The sequence below is a fragment of the Cognatundibacterium rivi genome, assembly GCF_018139565.1.
Taxonomy (GTDB): domain Bacteria; phylum Pseudomonadota; class Gammaproteobacteria; order Burkholderiales; family Burkholderiaceae_D; genus Undibacterium; species Undibacterium rivi.
Window position 1 is genome coordinate 123,286 of record NZ_JAGSPK010000006.1, and the last position, 26,525, is coordinate 149,810.

General features: G+C 48.7%; 22 protein-coding genes. 18 read left to right on the forward strand and 4 right to left on the reverse strand.

Translation table 11 applies throughout. The annotated features are described in order from the left end of the window. Positions 1-37: 37 nt before the first annotated feature. Both KDM87_RS15590 and KDM87_RS15595 read left to right on the forward strand, forming a co-directional pair. A complete protein-coding gene (locus tag KDM87_RS15590) occupies positions 38-691 on the forward strand; it encodes a Crp/Fnr family transcriptional regulator (RefSeq protein ID WP_408058755.1) in 654 nt (217 codons plus the stop codon). Continuing rightward, positions 688-1,521, forward strand: a complete 834-nt coding sequence (locus KDM87_RS15595) for a Rossmann-like and DUF2520 domain-containing protein (RefSeq protein WP_212680013.1) — start codon at positions 688-690, stop codon at positions 1,519-1,521. The genes KDM87_RS15590 and KDM87_RS15595 overlap by 4 nt, the downstream gene beginning before the upstream one ends. On the opposite strand, the gene KDM87_RS15600 is transcribed toward KDM87_RS15595, so the two are convergent. Both KDM87_RS15600 and KDM87_RS15605 read right to left on the reverse strand, forming a co-directional pair. Further along, on the reverse strand, positions 1,506-2,966 hold the full coding sequence (locus KDM87_RS15600) for a sensor domain-containing diguanylate cyclase (RefSeq protein WP_230407826.1): 1,461 nt from the start codon (positions 2,964-2,966) through the stop codon (positions 1,506-1,508). The two genes, KDM87_RS15595 and KDM87_RS15600, sit on opposite strands and share 16 nt — an antisense overlap. A gap of 194 nt (positions 2,967-3,160) precedes the next feature. After that, positions 3,161-3,679, reverse strand: a complete 519-nt coding sequence (locus KDM87_RS15605; protein WP_186884317.1) for a glycine zipper 2TM domain-containing protein — start codon at positions 3,677-3,679, stop codon at positions 3,161-3,163. A gap of 341 nt (positions 3,680-4,020) precedes the next feature. Here KDM87_RS15605 and KDM87_RS15610 point away from each other — a divergent pair, with 341 nt between their 5' ends. The 12 genes from KDM87_RS15610 (at position 4,021) to KDM87_RS15665 (ending at position 18,388) form a co-directional block, all read left to right on the forward strand. Further along, positions 4,021-5,034, forward strand: coding sequence for an AI-2E family transporter (locus KDM87_RS15610; RefSeq protein ID WP_212680017.1), 1,014 nt, complete (start codon positions 4,021-4,023; stop codon positions 5,032-5,034). A gap of 76 nt (positions 5,035-5,110) precedes the next feature. Continuing rightward, the gene (locus tag KDM87_RS15615; protein WP_212680018.1) at positions 5,111-5,413 is read left to right on the forward strand and encodes an antibiotic biosynthesis monooxygenase family protein; all 303 of its coding nucleotides are present in this window, start codon (positions 5,111-5,113) and stop codon (positions 5,411-5,413) included. Between the two features lie 138 nt (positions 5,414-5,551). Beyond that, positions 5,552-6,850: a glutamate--cysteine ligase gene (gene gshA, locus KDM87_RS15620; RefSeq protein ID WP_186884320.1), complete on the forward strand. Its 1,299-nt coding sequence runs from the start codon at positions 5,552-5,554 to the stop codon at positions 6,848-6,850. 51 nt (positions 6,851-6,901) lie between these two features. Then, the gene (gene gshB, locus KDM87_RS15625; protein WP_212680020.1) at positions 6,902-7,849 is read left to right on the forward strand and encodes a glutathione synthase; all 948 of its coding nucleotides are present in this window, start codon (positions 6,902-6,904) and stop codon (positions 7,847-7,849) included. An 88-nt stretch (positions 7,850-7,937) separates the two neighbouring features. Beyond that, positions 7,938-8,345 carry a PTS sugar transporter subunit IIA gene (locus tag KDM87_RS15630; protein ID WP_212680022.1) on the forward strand — a complete coding sequence of 136 codons (408 nt, stop codon included), beginning with the start codon at positions 7,938-7,940 and terminating at the stop codon, positions 8,343-8,345. Between the two features lie 21 nt (positions 8,346-8,366). After that, entirely contained in the window at positions 8,367-8,636 is a 270-nt protein-coding gene (locus KDM87_RS15635; RefSeq protein WP_186884323.1) for an HPr family phosphocarrier protein, read from the forward strand. Positions 8,637-8,759: 123 nt separating this feature from the next. Beyond that, positions 8,760-10,526: a phosphoenolpyruvate--protein phosphotransferase gene (gene ptsP, locus KDM87_RS15640; RefSeq protein ID WP_212680024.1), complete on the forward strand. Its 1,767-nt coding sequence runs from the start codon at positions 8,760-8,762 to the stop codon at positions 10,524-10,526. Positions 10,527-10,851: 325 nt separating this feature from the next. After that, positions 10,852-12,003, forward strand: coding sequence for a homoserine O-succinyltransferase MetX (metX, locus tag KDM87_RS15645; RefSeq protein WP_230407827.1), 1,152 nt, complete (start codon positions 10,852-10,854; stop codon positions 12,001-12,003). Beyond that, entirely contained in the window at positions 12,000-12,608 is a 609-nt protein-coding gene (gene metW, locus KDM87_RS15650) for a methionine biosynthesis protein MetW (protein WP_212680028.1), read from the forward strand. Before metX ends, metW begins: the two co-directional genes overlap by 4 nt. A 116-nt stretch (positions 12,609-12,724) precedes the next feature. Continuing rightward, positions 12,725-13,615 carry a M48 family metallopeptidase gene (locus tag KDM87_RS15655; protein ID WP_212680030.1) on the forward strand — a complete coding sequence of 297 codons (891 nt, stop codon included), beginning with the start codon at positions 12,725-12,727 and terminating at the stop codon, positions 13,613-13,615. 631 nt (positions 13,616-14,246) lie between these two features. Next, positions 14,247-16,592 carry a TonB-dependent receptor gene (locus tag KDM87_RS15660; RefSeq protein WP_212680031.1) on the forward strand — a complete coding sequence of 782 codons (2,346 nt, stop codon included), beginning with the start codon at positions 14,247-14,249 and terminating at the stop codon, positions 16,590-16,592. 107 nt (positions 16,593-16,699) lie between these two features. Further along, positions 16,700-18,388, forward strand: a complete 1,689-nt coding sequence (locus tag KDM87_RS15665) for a bifunctional metallophosphatase/5'-nucleotidase (RefSeq protein ID WP_212680033.1) — start codon at positions 16,700-16,702, stop codon at positions 18,386-18,388. A 114-nt stretch (positions 18,389-18,502) separates the two neighbouring features. On the opposite strand, the gene KDM87_RS15670 is transcribed toward KDM87_RS15665, so the two are convergent. Then, positions 18,503-19,276: an exodeoxyribonuclease III gene (locus KDM87_RS15670; protein ID WP_212680035.1), complete on the reverse strand. Its 774-nt coding sequence runs from the start codon at positions 19,274-19,276 to the stop codon at positions 18,503-18,505. 394 nt (positions 19,277-19,670) lie between these two features. Between KDM87_RS15670 and KDM87_RS15675 the strand changes: the two genes are divergently transcribed. From KDM87_RS15675 to KDM87_RS15685, 3 genes are read left to right on the forward strand one after another with little or no spacing between them, the layout of a single operon-like run. After that, on the forward strand, positions 19,671-20,489 hold the full coding sequence (locus KDM87_RS15675) for an ABC transporter permease (RefSeq protein ID WP_212680037.1): 819 nt from the start codon (positions 19,671-19,673) through the stop codon (positions 20,487-20,489). After that, entirely contained in the window at positions 20,479-21,873 is a 1,395-nt protein-coding gene (locus KDM87_RS15680; protein ID WP_212680039.1) for an ABC transporter ATP-binding protein, read from the forward strand. The genes KDM87_RS15675 and KDM87_RS15680 overlap by 11 nt, the downstream gene beginning before the upstream one ends. A gap of 23 nt (positions 21,874-21,896) precedes the next feature. Continuing rightward, positions 21,897-22,493 carry a methyltransferase domain-containing protein gene (locus KDM87_RS15685; protein ID WP_212680041.1) on the forward strand — a complete coding sequence of 199 codons (597 nt, stop codon included), beginning with the start codon at positions 21,897-21,899 and terminating at the stop codon, positions 22,491-22,493. A 72-nt stretch (positions 22,494-22,565) separates the two neighbouring features. On the opposite strand, the gene KDM87_RS17900 is transcribed toward KDM87_RS15685, so the two are convergent. Next, positions 22,566-22,697 carry a hypothetical protein gene (locus KDM87_RS17900; protein WP_268977601.1) on the reverse strand — a complete coding sequence of 44 codons (132 nt, stop codon included), beginning with the start codon at positions 22,695-22,697 and terminating at the stop codon, positions 22,566-22,568. A gap of 111 nt (positions 22,698-22,808) precedes the next feature. Between KDM87_RS17900 and KDM87_RS15690 the strand changes: the two genes are divergently transcribed. Beyond that, on the forward strand, positions 22,809-26,423 hold the full coding sequence (locus tag KDM87_RS15690; RefSeq protein ID WP_212680043.1) for a rhamnosyltransferase WsaF family glycosyltransferase: 3,615 nt from the start codon (positions 22,809-22,811) through the stop codon (positions 26,421-26,423). Positions 26,424-26,525 lie beyond the last annotated feature (102 nt).

The following is a 26,525-nucleotide window of genomic DNA, read 5'->3' on the forward strand; positions in this document are numbered from 1 at the left end:
TATAAAAAGTGAACTGAAACAAGGCTTGGCAAAGACAATGTGGGCGCACATGCTGGCGCCGGATCACGTGCAAAAAGCCGAGGATGAGATCGTCGAGCGTTTTATCCCGGCCGGTGGTTATGTTTGCCGCAAAGGCGATCCTGTCGATCATTGGATGGGGGTGCTCGATGGCTTTCTGAAAATGAGCAGTATTTCACCGGAAGGAAAAACGGTGACTTTTAGCTGTATGCTGGCTGGCGGCTGGTTTGGCGAAGGTTCCTTGTTAAAAACAGAGCCGCGCCGTTACGACGTAGTTGCACTGCGTGATACCCGAGTCGCATATATGCCGCGCAGCACCTTCACTTTTTTGCTGGATAACAGCATTCCATTCAATCGCTTTCTTTTACATCAGTTGAACGAACGGCTGGGATTGTTTATTTCTCTGGTTGAATATGATCGTATGCTTGATCCGGACACCCGTGTCGCGCGTTGCCTCGCAGCGATGTTTAATCCCTATCTGAATCCCGGCAGCAGTATGCAATTGCAGATATCGCAGGAGGAGATTGGCTATATTTCCAGCGTGTCGCGGCAAAGAGCGAATCAGGCCTTGCAACTGCTCGAAAAGAAGCAGTTGCTGTCCGTTGATTATGGTGGCATCACGATTTTAAATCTGGAAGGTCTGCGGCGTTATCCTGAACCGGTGGCCGCATGAAGACGTTGGCGATAGTTGGTGCGGGTAAAGTTGGGCAGGTATTTGGCCGCTGTTTTCAGCAGCAAGCCGTATTTTCAGTTACGCAGATATTGAACCGGACATCTGCCAGCGCCCAGGCTGCCCGGGCGTTTATCGGTGCTGGTGCGGCACTTGCCAACTGGCAGGAGTTAGTTGCAGCGGATGTCTGGATGCTGGCGGTCGGTGATGATCATATTTCCGAAGTTTGCAACGCCTTAAGCGAACGAGGACTGATCAATGAACATACCACCGTGTTTCATTGCAGCGGCTCGAAGGCATCCACTGAACTTGCTGCAGCTGCCTCATCTGGTGCTGCGGTGGCCAGCGTACATCCGGTGCGCAGCTTCGCAGATCCGCAAGCAGTAGCGGATCATTTTGCCGGAACCATATGCAGCCTTGAAGGTGATCGCCGGGCGCTTGCTGTGTTGCTGCCAGCGATGCAGGCTATCGGTGCACAGACGGTAGAGATCAGCGCTGAATCAAAATTGTTGTATCACGCGGGTTCGGTGTTTGCCAGCAATTATCTGGTGAGTCTGATGGACGTTGCATTGCGCACTTATGAGTCGGCAGGAATTCCACCTGAGCTGGCGCGGGCAATGGCGGCGCCACTTGCCAGGCAGTCACTGGAGAACGTATTTAAGCTGGGAGCACCTGCAGCACTGACCGGGCCGATTGCGCGTGGTGACATGGCTACGGTCAGTAAGCAGCAGGAGGTCGTGGCGCAATGGGATCATGCTGCGGGTGATTTATATCAGGCGTTCGTTGCACCCACCGTTGAATTAGCCACCCGCAAACATCATTCAGAGAAATAGACACTGTTACGTCCATTCGCTTTTGCCTGATACAAAGCCTGATCCGCACGCTCGAACACACTATCCTCGGTTTCGTTGCTCCGGCATTCTGCAACGCCCATACTGACAGTGACGCCGAGTCGTGTGCGGGTGAGGTCGGTGGTGCGCGAAAAATCATTGTTCTCAATGGTACTGCGCAGGTTTTCTGCAATTGAGGTTGCTTTTTCGAGTGTGCAGTTTTTCAGCAGAATAAGAAATTCTTCGCCGCCCCAGCGACAGAGAACATCACTCTCGCGTAAGGAACGTTTCGCGATCGCAGCGATTTCTTTGAGCACGTGATCACCGACCAGATGCCCGTGCTTATCATTCACCTTTTTGAAAAAATCAATATCCAGCAAAATCGCGCACATAGGTTGGCGTGTGCGCTCGGCGTCGAGCAGGCTTTGCTGAAAGACGAAATCAAATGCATGACGGTTCAGCAGATTCGTCAGAGAATCCGTTGATGCCGATTTTTCCAGGCGCTTCTGATAGCGGCGTACTGTGAGCAAAACCATGACCATGATCAGAATGGTGACGGCAGCGCTGATACTGAGATTCAGCAGGAACACATTTTGAATCGGTCTGATGCCAGAGTTCGCCTCTTGTTCCACCAGTAAATGCCAGCCGAGTTCCGGAATATAACGGGAGTTGACCAGCACGGTTCCGTTATCGCCCTGATATTCCAGATGCATGGATTCACTTTGGCGATTCGCCAGAATTTTCTCTGAGATACTTTGGATGCCGCTGATCGTCTGGATGTTGTCACCGCGCTTACTGAAATTACTTCCGGTCAGAGTGACTTTACCTTTCTGATCGGCGAAGTAAATCTGGCGATCAAAACGCTTTTGATAGCTGTCAATCAGATGTTTCAGGGTATTCAGCGTCAGCCCTATGCCGGTGGCGCCGATGAATTGACCCTGATAGTCGAGAATCCGGTAATTGACGAAGATCGTGACCGCGTCGTGATTGGCGAGATCCAGATCGACATTGGTTTCGTAGGCGGATTTGAGATTTTTTACACGAAAAAACCAGGTGTCACGCGGTTCGCCATCTTTGATTTGCTTTAACAAGCCGTCGGCGTGGTAGTAATTGCGGGATTTATCTGAAATCAGAAAACTGGATATCGCTTTATTCTTGAGTTTGATTTCTTTCAGATATTTCGTGATCTTTTCCTGCTCTTCTTCACCGTTGATGATCCAGTCACGGACAAAAGTGTCATGTGCCATTTGCGAAGAAACGAAAACCGGTCGCAGTATGTCTTTTTGTATTTCAGAATAAACATTGTCTCCGGTGATAGGCAGTGTTTGTTCCGAAATTCCTTGTTGTATCGTATCGCGCGAGACGATATATCCGGCAACGGTGGTGAAGACAAAACCGGCAATCAGAAATAGAGATAGCCATACCAGCAGACCGTATTTTTTTAACATGTTTTTCATGGACTGGAGACGGAGCGAATGCATTAAGTTTGGGCAAGATCATACTATAAACCCATGCTATTTCGGCCGGATATGCGCCGGAAATTACTTTCCATGTAGAAATGTTGATGAAAAAAATGCCGCAATTAGCGGCATTTTGTATTCAAGCAACGGTATTTAGCGATTTTTGCTGACTGTCCGACGGTTTAAGGACGTGGTGTCAGGGAAACGTGCAAGCGCAGACGTGAACCCGGATCATATGGCATCACTGAGGTGTAAGTCCGGCCGTTGTACTCATAAGTGACGGCATAGCCATTCGTGCGGGTTTGCCAGCTATCGACGGTTCTGCATTGACGAACAGGGCGGCTCTCGTAACCTTGCTGACCATTGTTGCCATTGTCCATACGGTCACCAACCAGAGCGCCAGTAATCGCGCCCGCTGCAGCGGCAGCGATCTTACCGTTGCCGCCACCAACCTGACTACCGAGCAGACCGCCGGCAATACCGCCGATAATGCCGCCAGAGTTGCTGCGTTCTTGTGGACGTTGATAAGTCTCGTATTCAGTCCGGCAATCCTGACGTGGCATGTTGATCTGTTCAACTTGCGGTGTGACGTTAACGACGCGTGCATAATCCTCAAAATCAGCTGCCTGCGCAATGGAACCGGCGCTGGTGATCGCCAGCAAAGCAGCGGCAGTGGAGAGTTGTTTCAGTGTGAATGTCATATATACCTCGATGCAAGTAATCATCAGTTCAGTTTAGTCCTCATTTAACGCAGCAGGTTCCGATAAGGACGACAAGAAAGATGTAAATCTATGTTTCAGCCATGTTTCTGAACATTGCGTACAGATTTCAACGCAGGTTATCCGATTGCGCATCACGATGCTGACTGCAAAAATATTGGCGGAATGTCGATTAAATATCCTTGTTTTTACCGTCGCTGGGTTTACCTGCACTATGTTTTAATGCGCGTATTGTGGCAGTGATGCCATTCATTTATTTATTCGTTTATTGTTTGGTGGTTTTGATGACGGCGGTGGGTCATCTCTTATAAAAAGGAATTCGCATGATGGTAACGCCAAAACTCAGTGCTTCGGTTTATGCATCGTATATCGTTGTGGCAGTCAGTTTATTTTTAGTCTTGAAAGCGGGTTTGTTGTTGGCCTTATTTTCCGGCTTGCTGGTGTATTCACTGGTACACATGCTGACGCCGATGATTGCGCACAGGTTCAGTCATCGTCAGCCGCGCATGATAGCCGTCGCACTATTGTCTGCAATATTAATCTTCAGTTTGTTGTTAGCAACCTGGGGTTGTCATGTGTTTTTGCGCAGTGATGCTGGGAATTTGCATAATCTGCTGCAAAGACTGGCAGATATTCTGGAATCGTCACGCAGTCAGGTACCGCTGTGGATGAGCGCTAATATTCCCGAAGACGTTGATGCGCTGCAGACGATGATTACACATTGGTTGCGTGAGCACGCGGGAGAGGCAAAATTGCTGGTACCGGAAGCTGGTCATATGATCGTGCATTTATTGCTCGGGATGATCATTGGCAGTATGGTGGCTTTACGCGATGCCAGTGGCGATAGCAATCACAAACCGTTTGCTGCAGCCTTGCATCAGCGTGTTGCCGCTTTTGCCCAGATATTTCATAAAATTGTCTTTGCGCAATTCAAAATTTCGCTGATTAATACGGTATTAACCGCGATTTATCTGCTCGTCATTCTTCCTTTGGCCGGCGTGCATCTGCCGCTGACCAAAACCATGATTGCAATTACCTTTCTGGCAGGCCTGATTCCGGTTGCTGGCAATATCATTTCTAACTCTGTGATCGTGATTGTTGCGTTATCGCACTCATTGAATATGGCGATGGCTTCATTGGTCTTTATGATCGTGATACATAAAGCGGAATATTTCCTGAATGCGCGCATCATAGGAGAGCAAGTCAATGCGCGGGCCTGGGAGCTGTTGACCGCCATCTTGGTAATGGAAACCCTGTTCGGTGTGCCGGGTGTTGTCGCCGCGCCGGTGTTTTATGCGTATATCAAGAAGGAATTGAGTGATCGCGGCTTAGTCTGATTTTGTCCCGATTGGTGCCATAATAGGACACTGTAACAGACACTTCAGACATTTCATTGTAAATAAAGAGCTAAACATGATTCTCGAACTTGCCGACATCCGTATTCACCCAGGACAACAAGAACAATTTGATGCTGCTATTCAGCGCGGGTTGGCTGAAGTCATTTCCCAGGCCAAAGGGTTCAGCGGTTTTAAAGTGAATAAGGGGATAGAGTCTCCTGAACGCTATATTCTGATGATTTTTTGGGAAACACTGGAAAATCACACGGTAGATTTCCGTGAATCTCCGGCCTTTCTGCAATGGCGCTCTATCGTTGGTCCGTTTTTCGCGGCGCCACCAACCGTCGAGCATTTCAGCCTGCTGACAAAATCATCCTGAATTCCGTAGGGATATTCCCAGGCTTGACTTGATTCTCTGCGTTTCACCCCAAGTTAAGAGAGTCTTAAAAAGCCGGCACGCTCCCCAGATATTTGCGAAAGCTGCCGGTGACTCAGGCAGCTTATCAAAAAGGTCACTATGGTTCCGCATCTTGTCACGGCTCTCAACGGGCCACTGCACGATCTCGAAAAGAAAATTCTGGAGGCGACTCCCGCCATCGAACGCTGGTTCCGTCTGGAGTGGCAGGAACATACGCCGCCATTTTACTGTTCCGTCGATTTACGCAATGCGGGATTCAAATTAGCGCCTGTCGATACCAATTTATTTCCGGGCGGGTTTAATAATCTGGCAACAGAAATGCTGCCGTTGTCAGTGCAGGCAGCAATGGCGGCGATAGAAAAATATTGTCCTGATGCCAAAAACCTGTTGCTGATCCCGGAAAGCCATACCCGCAATACCTTTTATCTGCAAAACATCGCTCGCCTGATGCAGATATTCCGTCAGACGGGTCTGAACGTGCGCCTCGGTTCTTTATCTGCCGATATCACCGAACCGACGCCGATTGATCTGCCGGATGGCAGCCAGCTGATACTTGAGCCGCTGGAGCGCTCTGAAAATGGGCGTCGTCTGGTGCTGAAAAATTTTGATCCGTGCACCATCGTTCTGAATAACGATTTGTCGGCGGGAATACCAGCGATTCTGGAAGAACTGAACGAGCAGACCTTGTTGCCGCCGCTGCACGCGGGCTGGTCTATGCGCCGCAAGAGCAATCATTTTTCATCGTATGATGAAGTCGTGAAAAAATTTGCCAAGCTGGTCGATATTGATCCGTGGATGCTCAATCCGTTTTTCACCAAAGTGAATGGTATTAATTTTCACGATGGCACAGGCGAAGATGCACTGGTCGCCGCCGTCGATACGATACTGGCAAAAATCCGTAAAAAATATAAAGAGTACGGCATTAAAGAAAAACCGTTCGTGATCGTCAAGGCGGATGCTGGTACTTACGGCATGGGCATCATGACGGTGCACCATTCCGACGAAGTCCGCGAGCTGAATCGCAAACAGCGCAATAAAATGTCCGTCATTAAAGATGGCATAGCGGTGACGGATGTGATTGTGCAGGAAGGTGTGTACACCTTTGAGCAGATCAAGGATTCCGTCGCCGAGCCCGTGGTTTACATGATAGACCGCTATGTTGTCGGTGGTTTTTATCGTGTGAATGAAGAGCGCGGCATCGATGAAAATCTGAACGCACCGGGGATGCAGTTTGTGCCGCTGGCTTTTGCGCAGCAACATGCGGTACCGGACATGAAAGCAAAACCGGGAACGGCAGCGCCGAATCGTTTTTACATGTATGGTGTGGTGGCGCGGCTGGCATTGCTGGCGGCCTCACTGGAGCTGGAAAAAACCGATCCTGATCCTGAAATCTATTAATTGGCCTGCCGGCTTGTTGCCGGTATGCCGTCATTTTCTTTAAAAATTGCCATGAAAATCGCCTTTCTGACTGACCCGCTGTCGCAGTTCAAGACTTATAAAGATTCCACGTTTGCGATGATGCGCGAGGCAGTCAGGCGAGGTTACACGGTGTATGCGTTCGGTCCGGCAGACATGGCGCTGGAAAATGGCAAAGTGGTTGCCAATATCAGCCGTATTACCCTGACCGGTGACAGCGAAGACTGGTATCGCGCCGAAGCGCCACAGGCGTTGCCTCTGAGCGCGTTTGATGCGGTATTGCAGCGTAAAGACCCGCCGTTTGATATGGAATATATCTACGCGACCTATTTGCTGGAGCTGGCGGAACAGCAGGGCGCACGCGTCTTCAACAAACCGGCAGCGATACGCAATCACAATGAAAAACTGAGCATTGCCCAGTTCAGCCAGTTCACCGCACCGACGCTGGTGACGCGCGATGAGCAGCGTATCCGCGCTTTTCACCGCGAACATCAGGACATCATTCTGAAGCCGCTCGATGGTATGGGCGGTGCCGGTATTTTCCGGATTGGTGCTGATGGCATGAATCTGGGCTCAGTGATCGAAACCCTGACGCTCAACGGCAGCCGCACCATCATGATCCAGCGCTATATTCCCGAGATCGTGCATGGTGACAAACGTATCTTGCTGATCGGCGGCAAGGTGGTGCCCTATGCGCTGGCGCGGATTCCGCAAAACGGCGAAGTGCGTGGCAATCTGGCGGCCGGTGGGGTCGGTGTGGCGCAGGAATTGTCGGCGCGCGATCTTGAGATTGCGCAGACTTTGGCGCCGCAGCTTTATCAAAGAGGCTTGTTGCTGGTAGGATTAGACGTGATTGGCGATTGTCTGACCGAAGTCAATGTGACCAGCCCGACTTGTTTCCAGGAAATTACGCAGCAAAAAGGCGTGGATGTGGCCGCGATGTTTATTGATGCGCTTGAAACAGCCGTTTCAGGGCGTTAATATACTCCCCGGGGTATGTCGTAACCCCCTAATGAAATCAAGGAGAGTAAGTGCAAATTGGCACATACTCCCTCTATTTTGAGAAATTATGGTTGGAATACTGTTGATGACCCACGCGCCGCTAGGCTCGGCATTTATCCAGGCTGCAGCCCATGTTTTTCGTGGTATGCCGGAGCGCCTGGAAGCGATAGATGTGATTGCCGATCAGAACACGGATGACGTGCACCGTCTGGCGCTGGAAGCGGTACAACGACTCAATGACGGCTCCGGTGTGCTGGTGATGACCGATATCATGGGTGGAACGCCATCCAATTGCTGCCGCCAGCTGGGCGAACCCGATCAGGTTGCCACCATTGCCGGTATCAGCTTGCCGATGTTGTTGCGGGCGATTACTTACCGTCATGACGCGCTCGATGTGGTTGTGGAAATGGCACTCGCGGGCGGTCAGAATGGCGCGCTGCGGATTGATAACCGTATCCGGCTGTCACCGAATTAATCAAAGAGTTGAAAGTAGAGCATGATCCAACAAGAAATTGAAATTGTGAACAAACTTGGTCTGCATGCGCGCGCATCGGCCAAATTTACGCAACTGGCCAGTAAATTCAAAAGTGAAGTCTGGGTCACCCGCAATGGTCGCCGTGTGAATGGCAAATCGATCATGGGCGTGATGATGCTGGCGGCGGGTAAGGGCAGCAAAATCATGCTGGAAACCGATGGCGCCGATGAGCAGGAATGCTTTGACGCTATCGTTAATCTCGTCAATGATAAGTTTGGTGAAGGCGAGTAATACGTTTTTTCGCGCAGACCATGTGAAGTGTTCCAGGTGCGATGGTTCTGCGGTGTGGTATCCGTTTGCTCATTTTCCTGAAGGCAGGTGAGTAAAGACAATTAAGAACATGGGGCACGAGGCATGGCATCATTTACATTGCAAGGCATCCCTGTTTCACGCGGTATCGCGATAGGTCGCGCGCATTTATTGCGTCCGGCTGCGCTGGATGTGAAGCATTATCTGGTTGCGCAGGAATTAGTCGAAGCGGAAGTGCTGCGCCTGCAAAACGCAATTGCGCAAGTCCACGTTGAATTACAGGCGATCTGGGCCGATCTGCCGCAGGATGCACCGACCGAGCTCGGTGCTTTTCTGGATGTGCATGCCCTCATTTTGTCCGATCCCATGGTGTCGGAAGCCCCGCTCGATATTATCCGTACCCGCCATTACAACGCCGAATGGGCGCTTGTCACTCAGGTCGATGAGTTGTCGGCGCAATTCGATGAAATCGAAGACGATTATCTCCGCGAACGTAAAGCCGATATTCAGCAGGTTGCTGAACGAGTGTTGAAAGTGCTGACCGGCTCTTCCAGTCAGGTTCCTTCTTCCGATGGTATTGATGAACGCACCGCCAACATGGTGGTGGTCGCCAGAGATATTTCTCCGGCCGACATGATGCAATTCCGCGATGTCGCTTTTACCGGATTTGTCACTGACGAAGGCGGGCAAAATTCGCACACTGCCATCGTGTCGCGCAGCTTGGGCATTCCGGCTGTGGTCGGCATGGGGAATGCTTCGCAACTGATAGAGCAGGACGACTGGCTGATCATCGACAGCGATGCCGGCGTGGTTATCGTTGCACCGCCGACGATGGTGCTGGAACAATATCGTGAACGTCAGGCGCAGCTGCTCAAACAAAGAAAAAAACTCTCCAAACTCAAAAAAACCCCGGCGGTGACGCAGGACGGCGTTGAAATTACCTTGTTGGCGAATATCGAATTACCGGGTGACGCTACGCCTGCGCTTGAGGCTGGCGCCAGTGGCGTTGGTCTGTTCCGTTCTGAGTTCTTATTTATGGAACGCAGCGGCGAACAGCATCAATTACCGAGCGAAGAAGAGCAGTTTGATGCGTATCGTAAAGCGGTACTTGGCATGAAAGGCCGTCCTGTCACGATCCGCACTTTAGACGTGGGTGCTGACAAACCGCTGGAAGCGGCTGAACATAATATTCTCAATCCTGCCTTAGGTTTGCGGGCAATACGCTATTGCCTGGCCGAGCCGCAACTGTTTCTGACGCAATTACGGGCTATTCTGCGCGCGTCTGCATTTGGCCCGGTCAAAATTCTGATTCCGATGATGGCGCATGGATTTGAAATCGAGCAAACCCTGCAACTGATCGCGCAGGCCAAGAAAGAACTGACGGCAGAAAAGAAAGAATTTGATGTCGGCATTCCGGTTGGCGCAATGATAGAAATTCCCGCTGCCGCGCTGGCGCTGCCGATGTTTGTGAAAAAGCTCGACTTTTTGTCTATCGGCACGAACGACCTGATTCAGTACACGCTGGCAATTGATCGTGCCGATCACGAAGTTGCACACTTATACGATGATTTGCATCCGGCGATTTTGCAGTTATTACAGATCATCGTCAGTACGGCAGAAAAAGCCGGGGTTCCTTTGTCGATTTGTGGCGGTATGGCAGGTGATCTACGCCTGACCCGCTTATTAGTCGGAATGGGATTCCGGGAATTATCTATGCCAGCGGCTTTGCTGCCAGAGATTAAACAGGCGATTCTGAATACCCGGTTTGACACTTTGCAACCGTATGTGAAAAAGATCTTACGCAGCTATGATTCTGCGGTGATACAGGAAACACTGAGTAATATGGAGGCGCTTGGTAAAACGCTGCATTGAATCAGGAACAGGTTTGACGATGAAGCTGGAGTTCGTTATCCTTATCGACTTATTCCAAATCTCAATAAATACGATAACGTCGTTGCTGTGCCCTTGCCGTGCTGAAGCACTGTCTGCGTACAAGCGCCTTGTTCTCCTATTTAATCAGAATTGGAATGAAATACAGGCGCCGATTTGAAAATCAGCTTGCGGGCGCGGTCTGGATCAGTTCCGGACAATAAATACGGCTAAAGCGAGCTTGAATGCAGCTTTCCTTCCTTCACATTCAGCCCTTCTTTTAGCCTTCCTTAGTTTTTGAACGAGAATTTTCTCGATGGAAGAGTGTATGTCAGTCTTACCAGGATCCGTTGGTGCCGTGACACCACAAGCGTTTCACTTTGAGGCACCGTTGCCTTTACAAAGTGGCGCATCAATTGCCGGTTATACCTTGATGGTGGAAACCTACGGCAGCTTAAATGCAGATAAATCGAATGCCGTACTTATTTGCCATGCCTTGAATGCCTCGCATCATGTTGCTGGCTACTACGCCGACCAGCCAAAGAATGTGGGATGGTGGGACAACATGGTCGGCCCTGGCAAACCGGTGGACACCAACCGTTTTTTTGTGATCGGCGTCAATAATCTTGGCTCCTGTTTCGGCTCCACCGGCCCCATGCACACGAATCCCGCCACAGGTAAACCCTATGGGGCCGATTTTCCGGTGGTGACCGTGGAAGACTGGGTCAACGCACAGGCACGTCTGGCAGATGTTTTTGGGATACAGCAATTTGCTGCGGTCATGGGCGGCTCGCTTGGTGGTATGCAGGCGCTGGCGTGGAGTATTTTGTACCCGGATCGTTTGCGAAACTGCGTTGTGATTGCTTCAACGCCAAAGCTATCAGCACAAAATATCGCGTTTAATGATGTGGCGCGGCAGGCGATACTGACCGATCCGGATTTTCACGGCGGTGATTTCTATGCACATGGCGTCGTTCCCCGCCGTGGCTTACGGGTGGCGCGCATGATAGGCCATATCACCTATTTGTCGGATGACGATATGGCCGAAAAATTCGGACGTGATCTGAAGTCGGATGATTACCAGTTTGGCTATGGCGTCGATTTTGAAATTGAATCTTATCTTCGCTATCAGGGCGATAAATTTTCAGATTACTTTGATGCAAATACCTATTTGCTGATCACCAAAGCGCTGGATTATTTTGACCCGGCTCGTCATACCGATGGTGATCTGACGAAAGCGCTGGCGGCAACCAAAGCACAGTTTTTACTCGCCTCATTCACGACCGACTGGCGTTTCGCACCAGAGCGCAGCCGTGAAATTGTGAAAGCCTTAATCAGTAACAAACGCACCGTCAGCTACGCTGAAATTGATGCGCCTCACGGACACGATGCATTCCTGCTGGACGACTCCCGTTATCTGAATCTGGTTGCGGCGTATTTCGATCGCATTGCGACAGAACTGAAAGGAGTGTCAGCATGAATTTTTCAGAATTAAACCAATTACGTCCCGATCTGGCTTTTATTGCTGACTGGATTCAGCCGCAGTCGCAAGTCCTGGACGTCGGTTGTGGCGATGGCGTCATGCTCGATTATCTGCAAACCGACAAGCAATGTAGTGGCTACGGTATCGAAATCGCGGATGATAAAACGCTGGCCTGCGCCAGGCGTCACATTAATGTGATACAGCAAGACATGGAAAATGGTCTGGGCATGTTTGATGACAATGCTTTTGATACCGTGTTGTGTTTATCTTCATTGCAGATGATGAAACACGTTGAGCCATTACTGCGTGACATTGCACGCGTCGGCCGTGAAGCCATCGTCTCTTTTCCGAATTTTGGCTATTGGCCGCATCGCACCGCATTATTGTTGGGAAAAATGCCGGTATCGAAATCTTTACCGTATCAGTGGTATGACACGCCGAATGTCCGTTGCGCCACGATTTATGACTTCGCCGATCTGGCTAATGAAGTGGGGCTGGAAGTCATGCAATGTGTGGCTCTGCATGAAGGTCAGCCAGTGCACTTCTTACCGAATTTGCGCGGTAGTCTGGCGGTGTTCAGGTTGCGTAAGCGTCAGGCATAGTTTTTAAAATATCGATTCGGGTAAATAGCGTTTTTTTTGTCGCATCTTTAAAACCGACGACATGATCACCATTTCCCGGGGTAACCTGTTCACTCGCTTACTGACTGGCTTCAATTATGAAACTGCATTCTTTCTTTGCTGCTGTTCTTTTTGCGACGGTGGGCTCTGCATTTGCACAGAACGCAACATCGCAGGATGGCGTGAAAATTGGCGGTAATTCTTTTTTAAGCAAATTTGCTCCGGTTGGTGCGCTGGAAAACCAGGCAGCGATGCAGTATGCGCAAACCATGCAACAAGCTGAGAAGCAACATGCGCTGGGGCCGGATAATCATCCGCAAGTATTACGTTTGCGTGCGATTGCCAATAAGCTGATCCCTTATTCGTTGAAGTGGAATGAGCGGGCGAAGCAGTGGAAGTGGGAAATTAACTTACTGGGATCCAAGCAAATTAATGCCTATTGCATGCCAGGCGGCAAAATTGCTTTTTATTCCGGGATTCTGGATACCTTGAAACTGACTGATGACGAAGTCGCGATAGTCATGGGGCACGAGATCGCCCATGCCTTGCGTGAGCATGGCGCTGAAAGAGCCGTGAAATCGAGCGCTGCCAATTTATTCGTTAAAGGGGTAGAGATTTTTGCCGGAGCGAAAGGATATGACCCGAATATCGCTGGCTCGATTGCTGGCGGTGCCGCCAATGTGACCATGTTGAAATTTTCCCGTGACAATGAAACAGAAGCAGATATTGTCGGGCTCGATATTGCTGCACGTGCCGGTTACGACCCTCGTGCCGGCGTTGCTCTTTGGCAAAAAATGGGCATGGTGAATAAAGGTGCTCCGCCGCAATGGCTGTCCACCCACCCCGCTGGTCAGAACCGGATCGCTGAAATTCGCCGCCACTTACCGGAAGTGATGCCTTTGTATGCGAAGGCGAAAGCATTGTCTCTGAATGGCATCGCGCCATATCAGACCAACGTCAAGGGTATTGCCCCAGTTACCTATCCCTAGTTTCTATGCCTGTGGCAGCCGTTCTCCACTGCCGGGATTTTTCTTCATTTGAAAGAAAAGTTTCTGTCCAGACACGTCAAAAATAAAAATTTCGCAGATCTCACCCAAATTAAGCAGATTTGCCAAAAAAAGCACATCTGTTGTGCATTTGTGACATTTTCATGCATGGAAAACCACGATGTCATCGTCCTTTCACAATTGGGTGTAACACTTTGTAATGTTGAAAAAATTATGTGATAGACTATTTTCACATATCAATATACAGCTGATTCACTCGAATTTACTTGTCCGGTCAGCACACAAAAATCAACAGTGTCATATAAAAATAGACGATAGAACTTGGTGTCTGTTTTTTTAAAATCAAAAGAGCAATCGTTTGCGTGTCAGCCGATTTATGTTTTTCAGCGGTCGCAATCGATTGCGTGTTGAAATCAGGCATAAAAAATGCATGACATTGTTGCTAGTCAGCTTTTTGTATCGTGGTTGCAGGTTGAAGTTTTTATAAAGCCAGCGTGTTGGCACTAAAGTGTGGTGATGGAGATGTCATCAAGCGGTGTTAAAAGCTTGAGATGATGAACAGGGTTCAGCGCAATTTTATTTTATTTACCGTAATTTGATCCGGGAGCAGTCAATGAAACAATCTACGAAGCCTTCAGCGTTTCCATCACGTTTGTCGATGGTCGCGATCGCATGCCAGTTGGCGTGCATGGGTATTTCCACCGCGCAAGCACAGGAAGTCAGCAACGAACAAACAAGCTCAACACAAGTAACAATTACCGGCAAAAAAGTCGGTATGGGTTTGATGGTTCAGGAAAATGCGCCAAAAGCACGCAGTACCATTACTGCAGAAGAACTGGCAAAACAACGTCCTACCGGTAATGCGTATGAAGCGCTGGAACTGATGCCTGCGGTTAATAGCTACAACTACGACGCAACTGGTTTGTTCGGTGGTGGCCTGACTCTGCGCGGCTTTAACAGCGACCAGATCGGTGCAACAATCAATGGCGTACCTGTTAATGATTCCGGTAGTTTCTCAGTGTATCCACAAGAGTTTGTGGATCAGGAAAATACCTGCACCCAGTTCGTCACACAAGGCTCTACCGACGTTGATTCTCCACAAATCGGCGCAACTGGCGGTAACTTTGGTATTACGACATGCGACCCTTCCAAAGAGAAGCGTTTCCGCGTCATGCAAACTGTTGGTGGTCTGAATCTGTCTAAAACTTATCTGCGTTACGATACAGGTATGTTGTCGGATAACCGTTCCCGTCTGTTTATTTCCTACTCTCATGCGCAAGCTGATAAATGGAAAGGCGAAGGCGAGGCAAAACGTGATCACGTCGATTTCGGCTTCCGTACAGATTTTGATAAATTCAATTCTGTCAGCGGTACCATTCTGTATAACCGTGCAATTAACCAGAACATCAGTACATTCAATCTGGCTGATCTGGCAAAAAATGGTTACTACTACGATTACGCTACTACATTCACTGGTCACGTACCTCCGACACCGGGTAAAGCCGGTAGCGATGCAAATCCAGCGTTTGCCGATGCTTACTATCAGTTGACAAAAAATCCGTTTGAAAACGTGATTGCCTCTGCAACTGCAAAATTCCGCATTGGTGAAAACACGGATGTGAAAATTATTCCTTACTACTGGTATGGCTACGGTACGGGCGGTAATCAACAACGCTTGCAAACTGAATCTGCATTCCTGAATCCAGTGACCGGAAAAAATACCGCAGGTGTTGATTTGAACGGTGATGGCGATACACTGGATAAAGTGATTGTTGCCAATAGCAGCGTCACGCGTACAAACCGTCCTGGTATTACTGCTTCTGTCACTCATACATTTGACATTCATCAGGTATTGGCTGGTTTCTGGTATGAACGTGCAACGCACGAGCAATTTGGCCCTATGGTCGCTGTTGATGCCAACGGTAATGCGGCCGATATCTGGCTGAAAGATGGCCGTATCAATCGCCCGAATGGAACACCATTCCAGAGCCGTGATTGGAAAACAATTAGTACTGCTTACCAGTTCTTTGCACAAGATACCATCAGCCTGATGAACGACAAATTGTCTGTCAACGTTGGTGTTCGTGTACCAACGATGAAACGTGACTTCACTAACTATGCAAGCGAAGGCTGGGCTACTCCTTATAATATTGAGAAATCATACTCTGAAGTATTACCACAGCTGGGTGCCCGCTATCAGATCGATAATAGCAATCAGGTTTTCGCAAGTCTGGCAAAGAACATGAAGGTACCACCAAACTTTGTGTACTCTAACTTGGCTGTTGTGAACGGTGTCGCAGTTTTGCCAGTGGATGTCAAGGCTGAAACTTCTTATAACCTCGACATCGGTTATCGTCATCAGAGCGATAAACTGACAGCGCAAGCGACGGTATATTCCGTTGATTTCCGTGATCGTCAGGCGACTGCTTATGATCCGATTTCCAACACCAGCAGTCTGAGCAATGTGGGTAAAGTCAAAACTCAAGGTTTTGAATTGGAACTCGGTAATACTCCGGTTAATGGCTGGTCGTTCTACGGTTCCGTTGGTTATGCAAACAGCGAAATCAAAGACAATCTGGTCGTTAGCAAAACACTGACTCAGCCGACAGCAGGTAAGAAAATGCCTTTGACACCTGAATGGAAAGCGGGCTTGAGCGCGCAATACGAAACAGCTGTATGGTATGCGCGTCTGAAAACGAAATACACCAGCTCACAACAAGCAACCCTGGTGAATGACGAAGAAGTACCTGCATACACTTTGGTTGGTTTTGATGCCGGATATCAATTCCCGAACACAAGCTGGATCAAAAAACCAACCTTGCGTTTGAGCATCAGTAATCTCTTTAATGAGAAGTATCGCAATCCATCTTCTCAATCTAAAGTAAATGCTGCTGCAGGCGTGTTCTATTACCTCGGCGCACCACGTTTCACATCCGTCACATTCTCGGGCGATTTCTAATTGGATGAATGCGCAGTTTCCATCAATTTGATCGGGAACTGCGAAGACAATTCAGGCCTGCAACGATTTCTTGTTGCGGGCCTTTTTTATTTGACAGTGGCAAATATATGAATAAATTCAAACTTATCAGCCTTGCTGTTCTTGTCGCCATCGGCGGTTGCTCGACAACGTCAGACAAGAACGCAGGACTCAGCAACATCACGATCTTCAGTATCAACGATTTTCACGGCAATTTGCAGTCTGATCAGCCGGTACCTTATCTGGCAAGTAAGGCAGATGCTGCTAATCCGGGTAAAACGTTAACTGTTCCGGCTGGTGGTTATGCTTATCTGGCAGCGAAGTTGAAAGAGCGTCGCGCAGCGGTGCCGTCCAGCATACTGGTCGGGAGCGGTGATTTGATGGGCGCCTCTCCTATGGGCTCGGCGTTGCTGAAAGACGAACCAGTGATCGAAGCCTTGAATCAGCTTGACCTGACGGTGACGGCTGTCGGTAATCACGAATTCGATTCCGGCACGGCTGATCTGATGCGCAAAATCAAAGGCGAATGTGCTTCCTCTGGTTGCGCGTACGCGGATTTTCACGGTGCCAGATATGCGTATCTGGGGGCGAATGTGTATGAGCAAGGCAGTAGCACACCCTGGCTGACGCCGTATGTGATACGTCAGGTGGGCGATGTGAAGGTGGGCTTTATCGGTGCGGTAACTGCCGATGTGCCTAATCTGGTGGCTGGTGATGCGATCAAACGCCTGCGCTTTGATGATGAGGCTGCATCCATTAACCGTTATGTGCCTGAGTTGCAAAAGCAAGGCGTGAATGCGATTGTTGCCCTGATTCATGAAGGCGCAAGCTACAAAGGTGCTGAAACCGATCCGAGTTATCGCTGTGAAGGTCTGCAAGGACCGATGATCGATATCACTAAAAAGCTCGATAAAGCCATATCGTTGGTTGTCTCCGGCCATTCACATCAAGGTTACACATGCAAGATTGATGGTCGGCTGGTCGTGCAAGGTCGCAGCTATGGCGCGTTTTTGACAGAGTCCACACTGACGATAGACCGCAACACCAACACCGTGGTGAACGCGGTTGCGGTCAATCACCTGATTGATCAGCAGCAGATTAAAGCCGATGCAGCGGCGCAGCTATTGGTGGATAAAGTGACGACGCAAACGGCGGCTTTGCGTCAGCGTCCGGTAGTGACGATAGACAAAGCATTATCGCGGTCGAGTGAGGCCGGTCGTTTCGACAGCGCACTAGGTAACATTATTGCTGACGCGCAACTGCACTATGCGCAGCATCATGGCGGTGCTGACATTTCCTTGATGAATGCAGGCGGGATTCGCAGTGATTTGCCATCCGGCAGTCAGAAAACACCAATTAACGTCACGTTTGGTGATTTGTATGCGGTGCAGCCATTTGGAAATAACATCGTGCGAATGACATTGACGGGCGCCCAATTACTACAGGTGTTGCAGCAGCAGTGGGCCGGTGGCCGTCCTGCAGACGAGCCTAAAAAGCTGTTTGTCTCGCATGGTCTCAGCTATGTCTGGAATCCTGCTGCGGCGATAGAGCAGCGTATCGGCGACGTTAAGATCAAAGGTAAAGCACTGGATTTGACGCAGCAATACAAAGTGGTCGTGAATAATTTTCTGGCTGATGGCGGCGATGGCTTCAGCGTGCTGAAGCAGGGAACCGACAGGCAACTGATCGGACGCGATCTGGATGCGTTTGAATCGTATATTCGCGAGCGCGGAGAGCGCATTACCGATGTGCAGCTGGATAGGGTGCAGCGTCGTTAGTTGAACGACTAACGATGAAAACGTTGTGAGAAATTTAAACGTCTTCTCTTAATATCTGTGCGGGTTTCCAATTAAAAATGGCTGGAAACCCGCTTTTTTATTGGGACTAACGAATTAAGCGTAGCTGATAATCAGTGGTGAGTGGTCAGAAAAGCGCTGTTCTTTGTAAATGGACGCCGTGTGTGCTTTCGCTGCTATGCCGGGTGTTGCGACATGATAGTCAATCCGCCAACCAACGTTATTCGCCCAGGCCTGACCGCGATTGCTCCACCAGGTGTAGGCTTCACCAGTCGTATCCGGATGCAGGCGGCGATAAACATCGACCCAACCTTGCTCGTCCAATAAGCGCGTCAGCCACGCGCGCTCTTCAGGTAAAAAACCAGAGTTCTTTTGATTGCTCTTCCAGTTTTTTAAATCGATTTCCTTGTGAGCGATATTCCAGTCGCCGCAAATCACCAGTTCCCGGCCTTCAGCCATCAGCGTTGCCAGATGCGGAAAAAATTCATCCATAAAGCGGAATTTTGCTTCCTGTCTTTCCGGTGACGACGATCCCGAAGGGCAGTAAACAGAGATGACAGAAATATCGTCAAAATCACACCGTACGTAGCGGCCTTCAGGGTCAAATTCTGCACTGCCAAACCCGATATGTACCGCGTCAGGTTTTTTCTTGCTATACACGCCAGCCCCGGAATAGCCTTTCTTTTCAGCATAGTGAAAGTGTCCGTGATAACCGTGCGGATTCAGAAAATCCGCCGTCATATCCAGTGCCTGCGCCTTCAATTCCTGCACGCAAACGACATCCGGGCTTTCTTTCCCCATCCATTCGAAAAAGCCTTTTTTTGCTGCAGAGCGAACGCCGTTTAAATTGGCGGAAACGATTTTGGTCATGATTTGGAGGCGTAAATAGGTAAATTTAAAAATTAGAGGCACCGATGAAGCGCAAGTTTTTTATTTTCTGATTTTGCCTTACTCAGCATTCGGTGCTCTATCTGTCATTCAGACTACACAAATTTGTATAATTTAATTCATTGTTTTGTTTGTATTTTGTATGCCATTTTTTTAAATACCTTTGCAAAAATTCATAGCTGAAAGTATGCGTGTAACGTTGTAAGTAAGGAAAAATTCACGGGATACAGCACATTTCACAATGTAACTTTGCTTGCCGCTATCTCTCGATTTTGAGACCCTAAGCTGAAGATTACTAAACGCTTTGGCATTATAATAGCGCCTGCCCACTGTTTGAGCACCTCACCTATTCACGCTAAGGGCGATCACAAAGCTAATGACAAAAAATCCCATTTCCCCTTTTTATGCAATTCAATCCTTGTGGCAGCATCGGCAGTTAATTCTGGATATGGCTGGCCGCGATGCCTTAGGTAAATACAAAGGGTCGAGGTTGGGCATTATATGGTCGTTATTGACCCCGGTGTTTATGCTTGCTATTTACACCTTCGTATTTAGCGAAATCTTCCGGGCACGTTGGACTTCCGCCAGTCAGTCGAAAGCCGAATTTGCCATCGCGTTATTTTCCGGAATGATTATGTTCAATCTTTTTTCGGAGATCATTAATCGCGCTCCGACGCTGATTGTCAGTAACGCCAATTTTGTCAAAAAAATTGTGTTTCCTCTGGAAATTCTCGCTTGCGTGAGTTTGTTTTCAGCGATGTTTCATATGCTTGTCAGTACGGCGGTGTTACTTCTGTTTCAGTTGATCATGAATACGTATCTGCCGTGGACAGTGTTGCTCTTACCTTTTGCCGTTTTACCATTGGCACTGCTGTGTCTGGGTATTTCATGGTTTTTGTCGGCACTGGGAGTGTTCATTCGTGATGTCGGGCAGACCATAGGTTTGCTAGTGACCGGCTTGATGTTCTTATCGCCGGTCTTTTTTCCTTTATCTGCCATTCCTGAAAAATGGCAGGGGTTGGCGCGGCTGAATCCTATGGTGTTTCCGATTGAAATGGCGCGGGATGTGCTGGTATGGGGGAAAACTCCGGACTGGGCAGAATGGGGAATCTACTTATTAATGACAATGGTGGTGGCATGGGCAGGTTTTGTTTCTTTTCAGAAGACACGCCGGGGATTTGCTGATGTCATCTGAAACGATCATTAAAGTTCACAACGTCAGCAAGTGTTATCAGATTTATGATCAACCTAATGACCGGCTGAAACAGGGGCTGTTTTCATTGGCTGCCCGACTCTGTCCAATCGCCACATTAAAACAGTCCTTGCTGCAAAAGGCACATGCATGTTCACGTCAGTACTGGGCTTTGCATGACGTCAGTTTTGAATTAAAAAAAGGCGGCGCTTTCGGCATCATCGGACGCAACGGTTCCGGCAAAAGTACCCTGTTACAGATATTGTGCGGGACCTTAAATCCGACACATGGCAGTGTAGATATTCGCGGGCGTGTGGCTGCTTTGCTGGAGCTCGGTTCCGGTTTTAACCCGGAATACACCGGGCGTGAAAATATCTATATGAACGGCCAGTTATTGGGGCTGAGCAGAGAACAAATTGATGAACGTATCGACGACATCATTGCGTTTGCCGAAATCGGTGAATTTATCGAGCAGCCAGTTAAAACGTACTCCAGCGGGATGTTTGTCCGTGTCGCGTTTGCGGTGATCGCCCACGTGGATGCCGATATACTGGTCATTGATGAGGCGCTCGCTGTCGGCGATGCATTCTTTACGCAGAAATGCATGCGCTTTTTACGTAACTTCATGGAAACCGGCACGATTTTATTTGTCAGTCATGACACCGCTGCCGTAAAAAGCTTATGTGAACATGCGATCTGGCTGGAAAAAGGCCAGATGCAATTGCTGGGAACGGCGAAAGATGTTTCTGAACGCTATTTGCAAGCGTTCTATGAATCGGTGCAAGGGCGCAGCACGACAACCAGAATGCGGCCAACGGCGACGTCTGCACCGATATTGCCAGCACAACGGCGTGACGCGAGAGCTGACTGGATTAACCAGAGCAACCTGAGAAATGACATCCGCCTGTTTGAGTTTGATGAGAAGGCAGCTAGTTTCGGCACACGCGATGCGGCGATTCATTCTGTTGAATTTTTTGATCAGGAAGGTCAGCCACTGAATTGGATCGTTGGTGGTGAACCTGTTACCTTCCGCATGAAAGCGATGCTGGCAACCGAGATTTATTCGCCGATTCTCGGTTTTTATATCAAAGATAAACTGGGTCAGATTTTGTTTGGTGACAATACTTATCTGAGTTATCAGGATACGCCGTTATCGGCGGAAGCCAATACCCTGATTGAAGCGGAATTTGAATTCATTATGCCGATCTTGCCCAAAGGCGATTACTCCGTCTGTGTGGCGATTGCAGCGGGTTCGAATGAAAACCATACTCAACTTGAGTGGATGCATGACGCCATGATTTTACGATCTGAGTCCACCTATGTGGCGACGGGTCTGGTCGGCATACCCATGCAGAGTATTGTGCTCAGAACAGTTAACCTCAATTAATAATATACGAAAAGGTAAGAGCAATGCATATCAGCTCAATGGATAAAATGCGGGCGTTCCGGGAGAAATATCTTGAGTCCCGGACTAATACTGCATTGCAGATTCTTGACATCGGTAGCCAGGAAGTCAACGGCAGTTATAAGTCGATTTTCAGCGATCAGCCGCTATGGAAGTATCAGGGATGCGACATGGTCGAAGGTAAAAATGTCGATATCGTTCTGACAGACCCTTACGACTGGAAACAAATTAAATCAAATTCAGCAGACGTTATTATTTCTGGTCAGGCGTTCGAACATGTGGAGTTTTTCTGGATCACAATGCTGGAAATCGCGCGCGTGCTGAAACCGGGTGGCTTATGTTGCATAATCGCGCCATCTGGTGGTTTCGAACATCGCTATCCTGTCGATTGCTGGCGTTTCTATCCCGATGGTTTCAGTGCACTGGCAAAATATGCGAAACTGAGCGTGGTAGAGTCTTACACTCAATGGGAAGATTTGCCACAGTATGACAATGACAACAATTGCTGGCATGATTCAGTGCTGATCGCGCGTAAAGACCGTGCATTTGGATTCCGGGATGCTCTCAGGCAGCAGTTAATCCAGTGGAGCCGACAGCTGTAATTGCCGAATTCAATATGTGCGTGGATATTTCTTGCTGCTGTCAAAAAGTTGTCAGTAACACGGCGTATAACATCAGGTAATCGAAGGTGGGATGACGCGAATTCCTGGTATCAGCGTAGAAGTTAAACCGCACAGGCTGGCATCGGTCATCTGTACGCCAGCCTGATGCGTTTGATCATGCACATCCGGAAAATGAAAGTACATTTTCTGCGGTTGAACTTGAAATAATTGAATTGAGAAACATGCTTTCCGCGCAGATGGATGATCTCGCGCACAGGAATAAGCTGAAGCACAACTGAATGTACAGATATTTGAATGAGTAAAGCCGCGAAATCGTTGGCACTGTTGCTGGTTCAGGTACGAAAAAAAGACACAAAAATGAATCAATACGAATATCAATTTGATGTGGAATCTGAAGGGATTGCCTCCAGGGTGGTACGCCTTGCCGGTATGGATAAGCGGGTACTCGAGTTAGGTTGTTATTCCGGCCACATGTCAAAGATATTAGTGGATCGTGGCTGCGAAGTCGTTGGTCTGGAAATGGACGCAGAGGCTGCAGAGGCTGCGCGTAAAATTTGTACACAAGTCTACGAAGTTGACCTCGACGATGATCAATGGGTGGCGTTGCTGAAGGACCAACCTAAATTTGACGTGGTGATTGCCGCAGATGTTCTGGAGCATCTGCGTGATCCCGGTAAATGCTTATCCCGGGTTCGTGGTTTGATGAATGAAAACGCAACCCTGATCGTTTCTACTCCAAATATTGCTCACGGTGGCGTGATCGCCGGCCTGATGCAGGGGAGTTTTCAATATCGTGATACGGGTTTGCTGGATCGTACTCACGTCCATTTTTTTACCGAGCAAAGCTTGCGCGACATATTAAAAGAGCAGGGATTTGTCGTCGGACATTTTGATAGCGTTGAAGCGGGCGCTGATCATCCGGAATTTTCAGAGTACTGGAATCAACTGACGCCAGAGTTACGCGATACCATCTTACGTATGCCGAATGCAATGGCATTCCAGTTTGTGGTCAGTGCGACCAAGCGCAATACTTCCGTTGACGCTGCGGCACTTTATGAAACGCAGCGGCAGTTCGAGATCGCCAAGCGCAGCATCCGTACGTTGCAAGATCAGGCACAAGCACAGCAACGGCATATCACGCTGGTAGAGCAGAGAGCGGATACGCTTGAAGCACATCTGAGAGACACCGGGAAGCAGCTGAACGCTCTGGAAAATGACTTAGCTCAGCGACAGGCCTTGATTCATGAGCAAATAGACGTCATAGAAAGTCAGCACAAATCTCTTGAAAGCCAACGCATTCTTGTCGAAGAAAAAATCAGTGCGTTAGCGCAGTTAAATGCCGAGTTGCAGAATACCCAGCAGATATTGCATTCAGTCGTTAACTCCAGCAGCTGGAAACTGACGTCACCATTAAGATTTCTTGCAAGAAAAATCCCGCAAAAACCACGATGGTTTCTGCATGTCTGGTTACACCGGTTTTACATGGTCAGCAAAATTTTGCTCACCAAACCTATTTCTGGCTGGGCTGAAGTTGCCCGAACACGCAAACAAGCGCAAGTTATTCCTGTTGCTGCTGCGGCTGGCCCGCATTTTTCACCTCCGGTAGATGATCACAGCGTTGCCATGCCTTTGCAGTATGATATTGCTCCATGGGAAAATACGCCATCACTGGCAGTGGTTTGCCACATGTACTACCCTGATCTGGCGGAAGAATTTGCAGATTATTTTTCGAATATTCTTTTTCCGTTTGATTTGTATATCACGACAGATACAGTAGAAAAGAAAACTATCATTGATGCGTTCTTTTCTGACTGGACCAAAGGCAAAGTCGAAGTCCGGATTGCTCAGAACAGAGGCAGGGACATTGCACCTAAACTGATCAGTTGCAGGGACGTCTACGATCAATACGAGTATATCCTGCATGTACATACTAAAAAATCACCACATCGCGGTCATGAAAATGGCTGGCGTTCATTTTTGCTTGACACACTGATCGGTACGCCAAAAACAGTGGACAGTGTGTTTGAAGCTTTCAGAACCAACCCGCGGCTGGGCATGATTGCGCCACAACATCTGGAAGACATCCGACCCTACGTTGGCTGGGGCTGGAATTTTGAAATTGCGAAACAATTTGGTCATCGCCTCGGCATTCCTTTGTCTTTGGATGGTGCAGTTGATTTTCCTTCCGGCTCGATGTTCTGGGCACGTTCTGCTGCCTTGAAACCTCTGTTGGACATTCATCTGACTTTTGAGGACTTTCCTGAAGAGGCGGGGCAAATTGACGGGACACTGGGTCACGTCATTGAACGTTTTTATTTCTTGTGTGCCGAGAAAGCCGGTTTTGAATGGATGAAAATCGCCTTAAAGGCGATGCACCCGCAGTTTGCGGACAGGATTCTCGACATTCAAAGTCGTGAGCAGTTACAGCAGTTCATGCAGCAACATACACAGAATTTGCTGGAAACTCACGAGAACGCAGAAGTGCTGTATACCGGAAGCGCACCGGCACTGACCAGATCACAAAAGTCGCAGTATTCCAGGGCTTACCAAAAGTCGTCTTACCGGACATCGATGAATCTTAGTCAGTTTATTGAACAGGCGGCTCTATTGGCATCGGGTCAGCAAAGTGAGATTGATTTTGACGAAAAATTCTATCTTGAAGTCAACCCCGATGTTGCACAACAGGTGAAAATCGGTGCCGCTCCTTGTGGTTATGTGCACTATTGCCTATCTGGTCAGTTTGAAGGCCGGTTGTGGAGCGACACTCAACTTACGAGGCAATTCAGACAACGACCAAGACTAGCGCAGGGTTTTGCCGCCCCGATAAACCTACGCTCATCCCCTGTGTATGGCCCTGATCTGCATGCGTTACCTGAAAGTGATAAGCCATTTTTACTGATCTTCTTTTCGCATTTACAGGACGATCTATTTTTTGCAGGGTATACCGAGTTTTTTAAAGATTTTCTTCCGGTTTTTGATGCGTTCGACAGAGTTGTGTTGTCGGTAGCAACACCTCACTTCAATCCAAAACTGGCCGCACGTTATTCAAACAAAATTGAAGTGATTCATGATTCAGCACTGAGCCAGTTACGTGTCCGGCCGAATGTGATTGTCAGTTTCAATAGTGAGCTTTTGTTGAAAGCGCGCGATATTTTCGGTGACCTGCCGCGTACAATTTATTATTGTCAGGACTTTGAAGCAGGTTTTTTCCCTATGGGAACCAGCTATGTCCGTTCGGAAATGGCGATTGCCAGCTCGCGTAACATCATCGTTTCCAGCGCCTTGCTCAAAAAATTCTTGCAGCAGCGTGGTCTGCTGACTGAGCGGCAAAATGTTTATGTCACAACACCCGGTATTGACACGGTCGAAGTGGTGCCGGAAAAAAATAAGCGCATTTTTTTCTATTTCCGCCCTGAGCAGTTTAACGCCAGAAATTTGCCGGAATTACTGATGGAAACTGTTGAGCAATTCTGTGCGAAACACACGGGTTATGAACTCTATTTGCTTGGTACGGTTGATACCTGCCTGTCTTATTCTATGAATGGTAATCAGATTTTTGTGATTTCCAAGCTGAGCAAAGACGACTACATCAGGTTCCTGAAAACCTGCGATGCAGCGGTCTCCATGATCTATTCAGCGCATCCCGGCGTGATTGCATTCCAGACTGCGGCATCAGGTATTCCGACCGTCACCAATGTCTTTGATAACCGCGATGCTGAATTCCTGCAAAGCGTATCCGGTAATATCGTTCCGTTTGATCCGGTTCGGGAACGTCTGCTTGATCGTCTTGAAGTTGCATTAGCGATGCAGAAGGGAACGCCATCATTTAACCGCGACCTGTATCAGAAGATGGAAAGCGTTAGCCTGGCTCAATACGTTGACGCCGTATTGCACTCTGAACGGAGTTGATATCAATGCATGGCTGAATCAGTCATGCATTGATCCGTAAATATAAATAAGGGCTGATCTGCCAGATGACAGGTCTGCCCTCATTTTTTGCACCGCGTTATA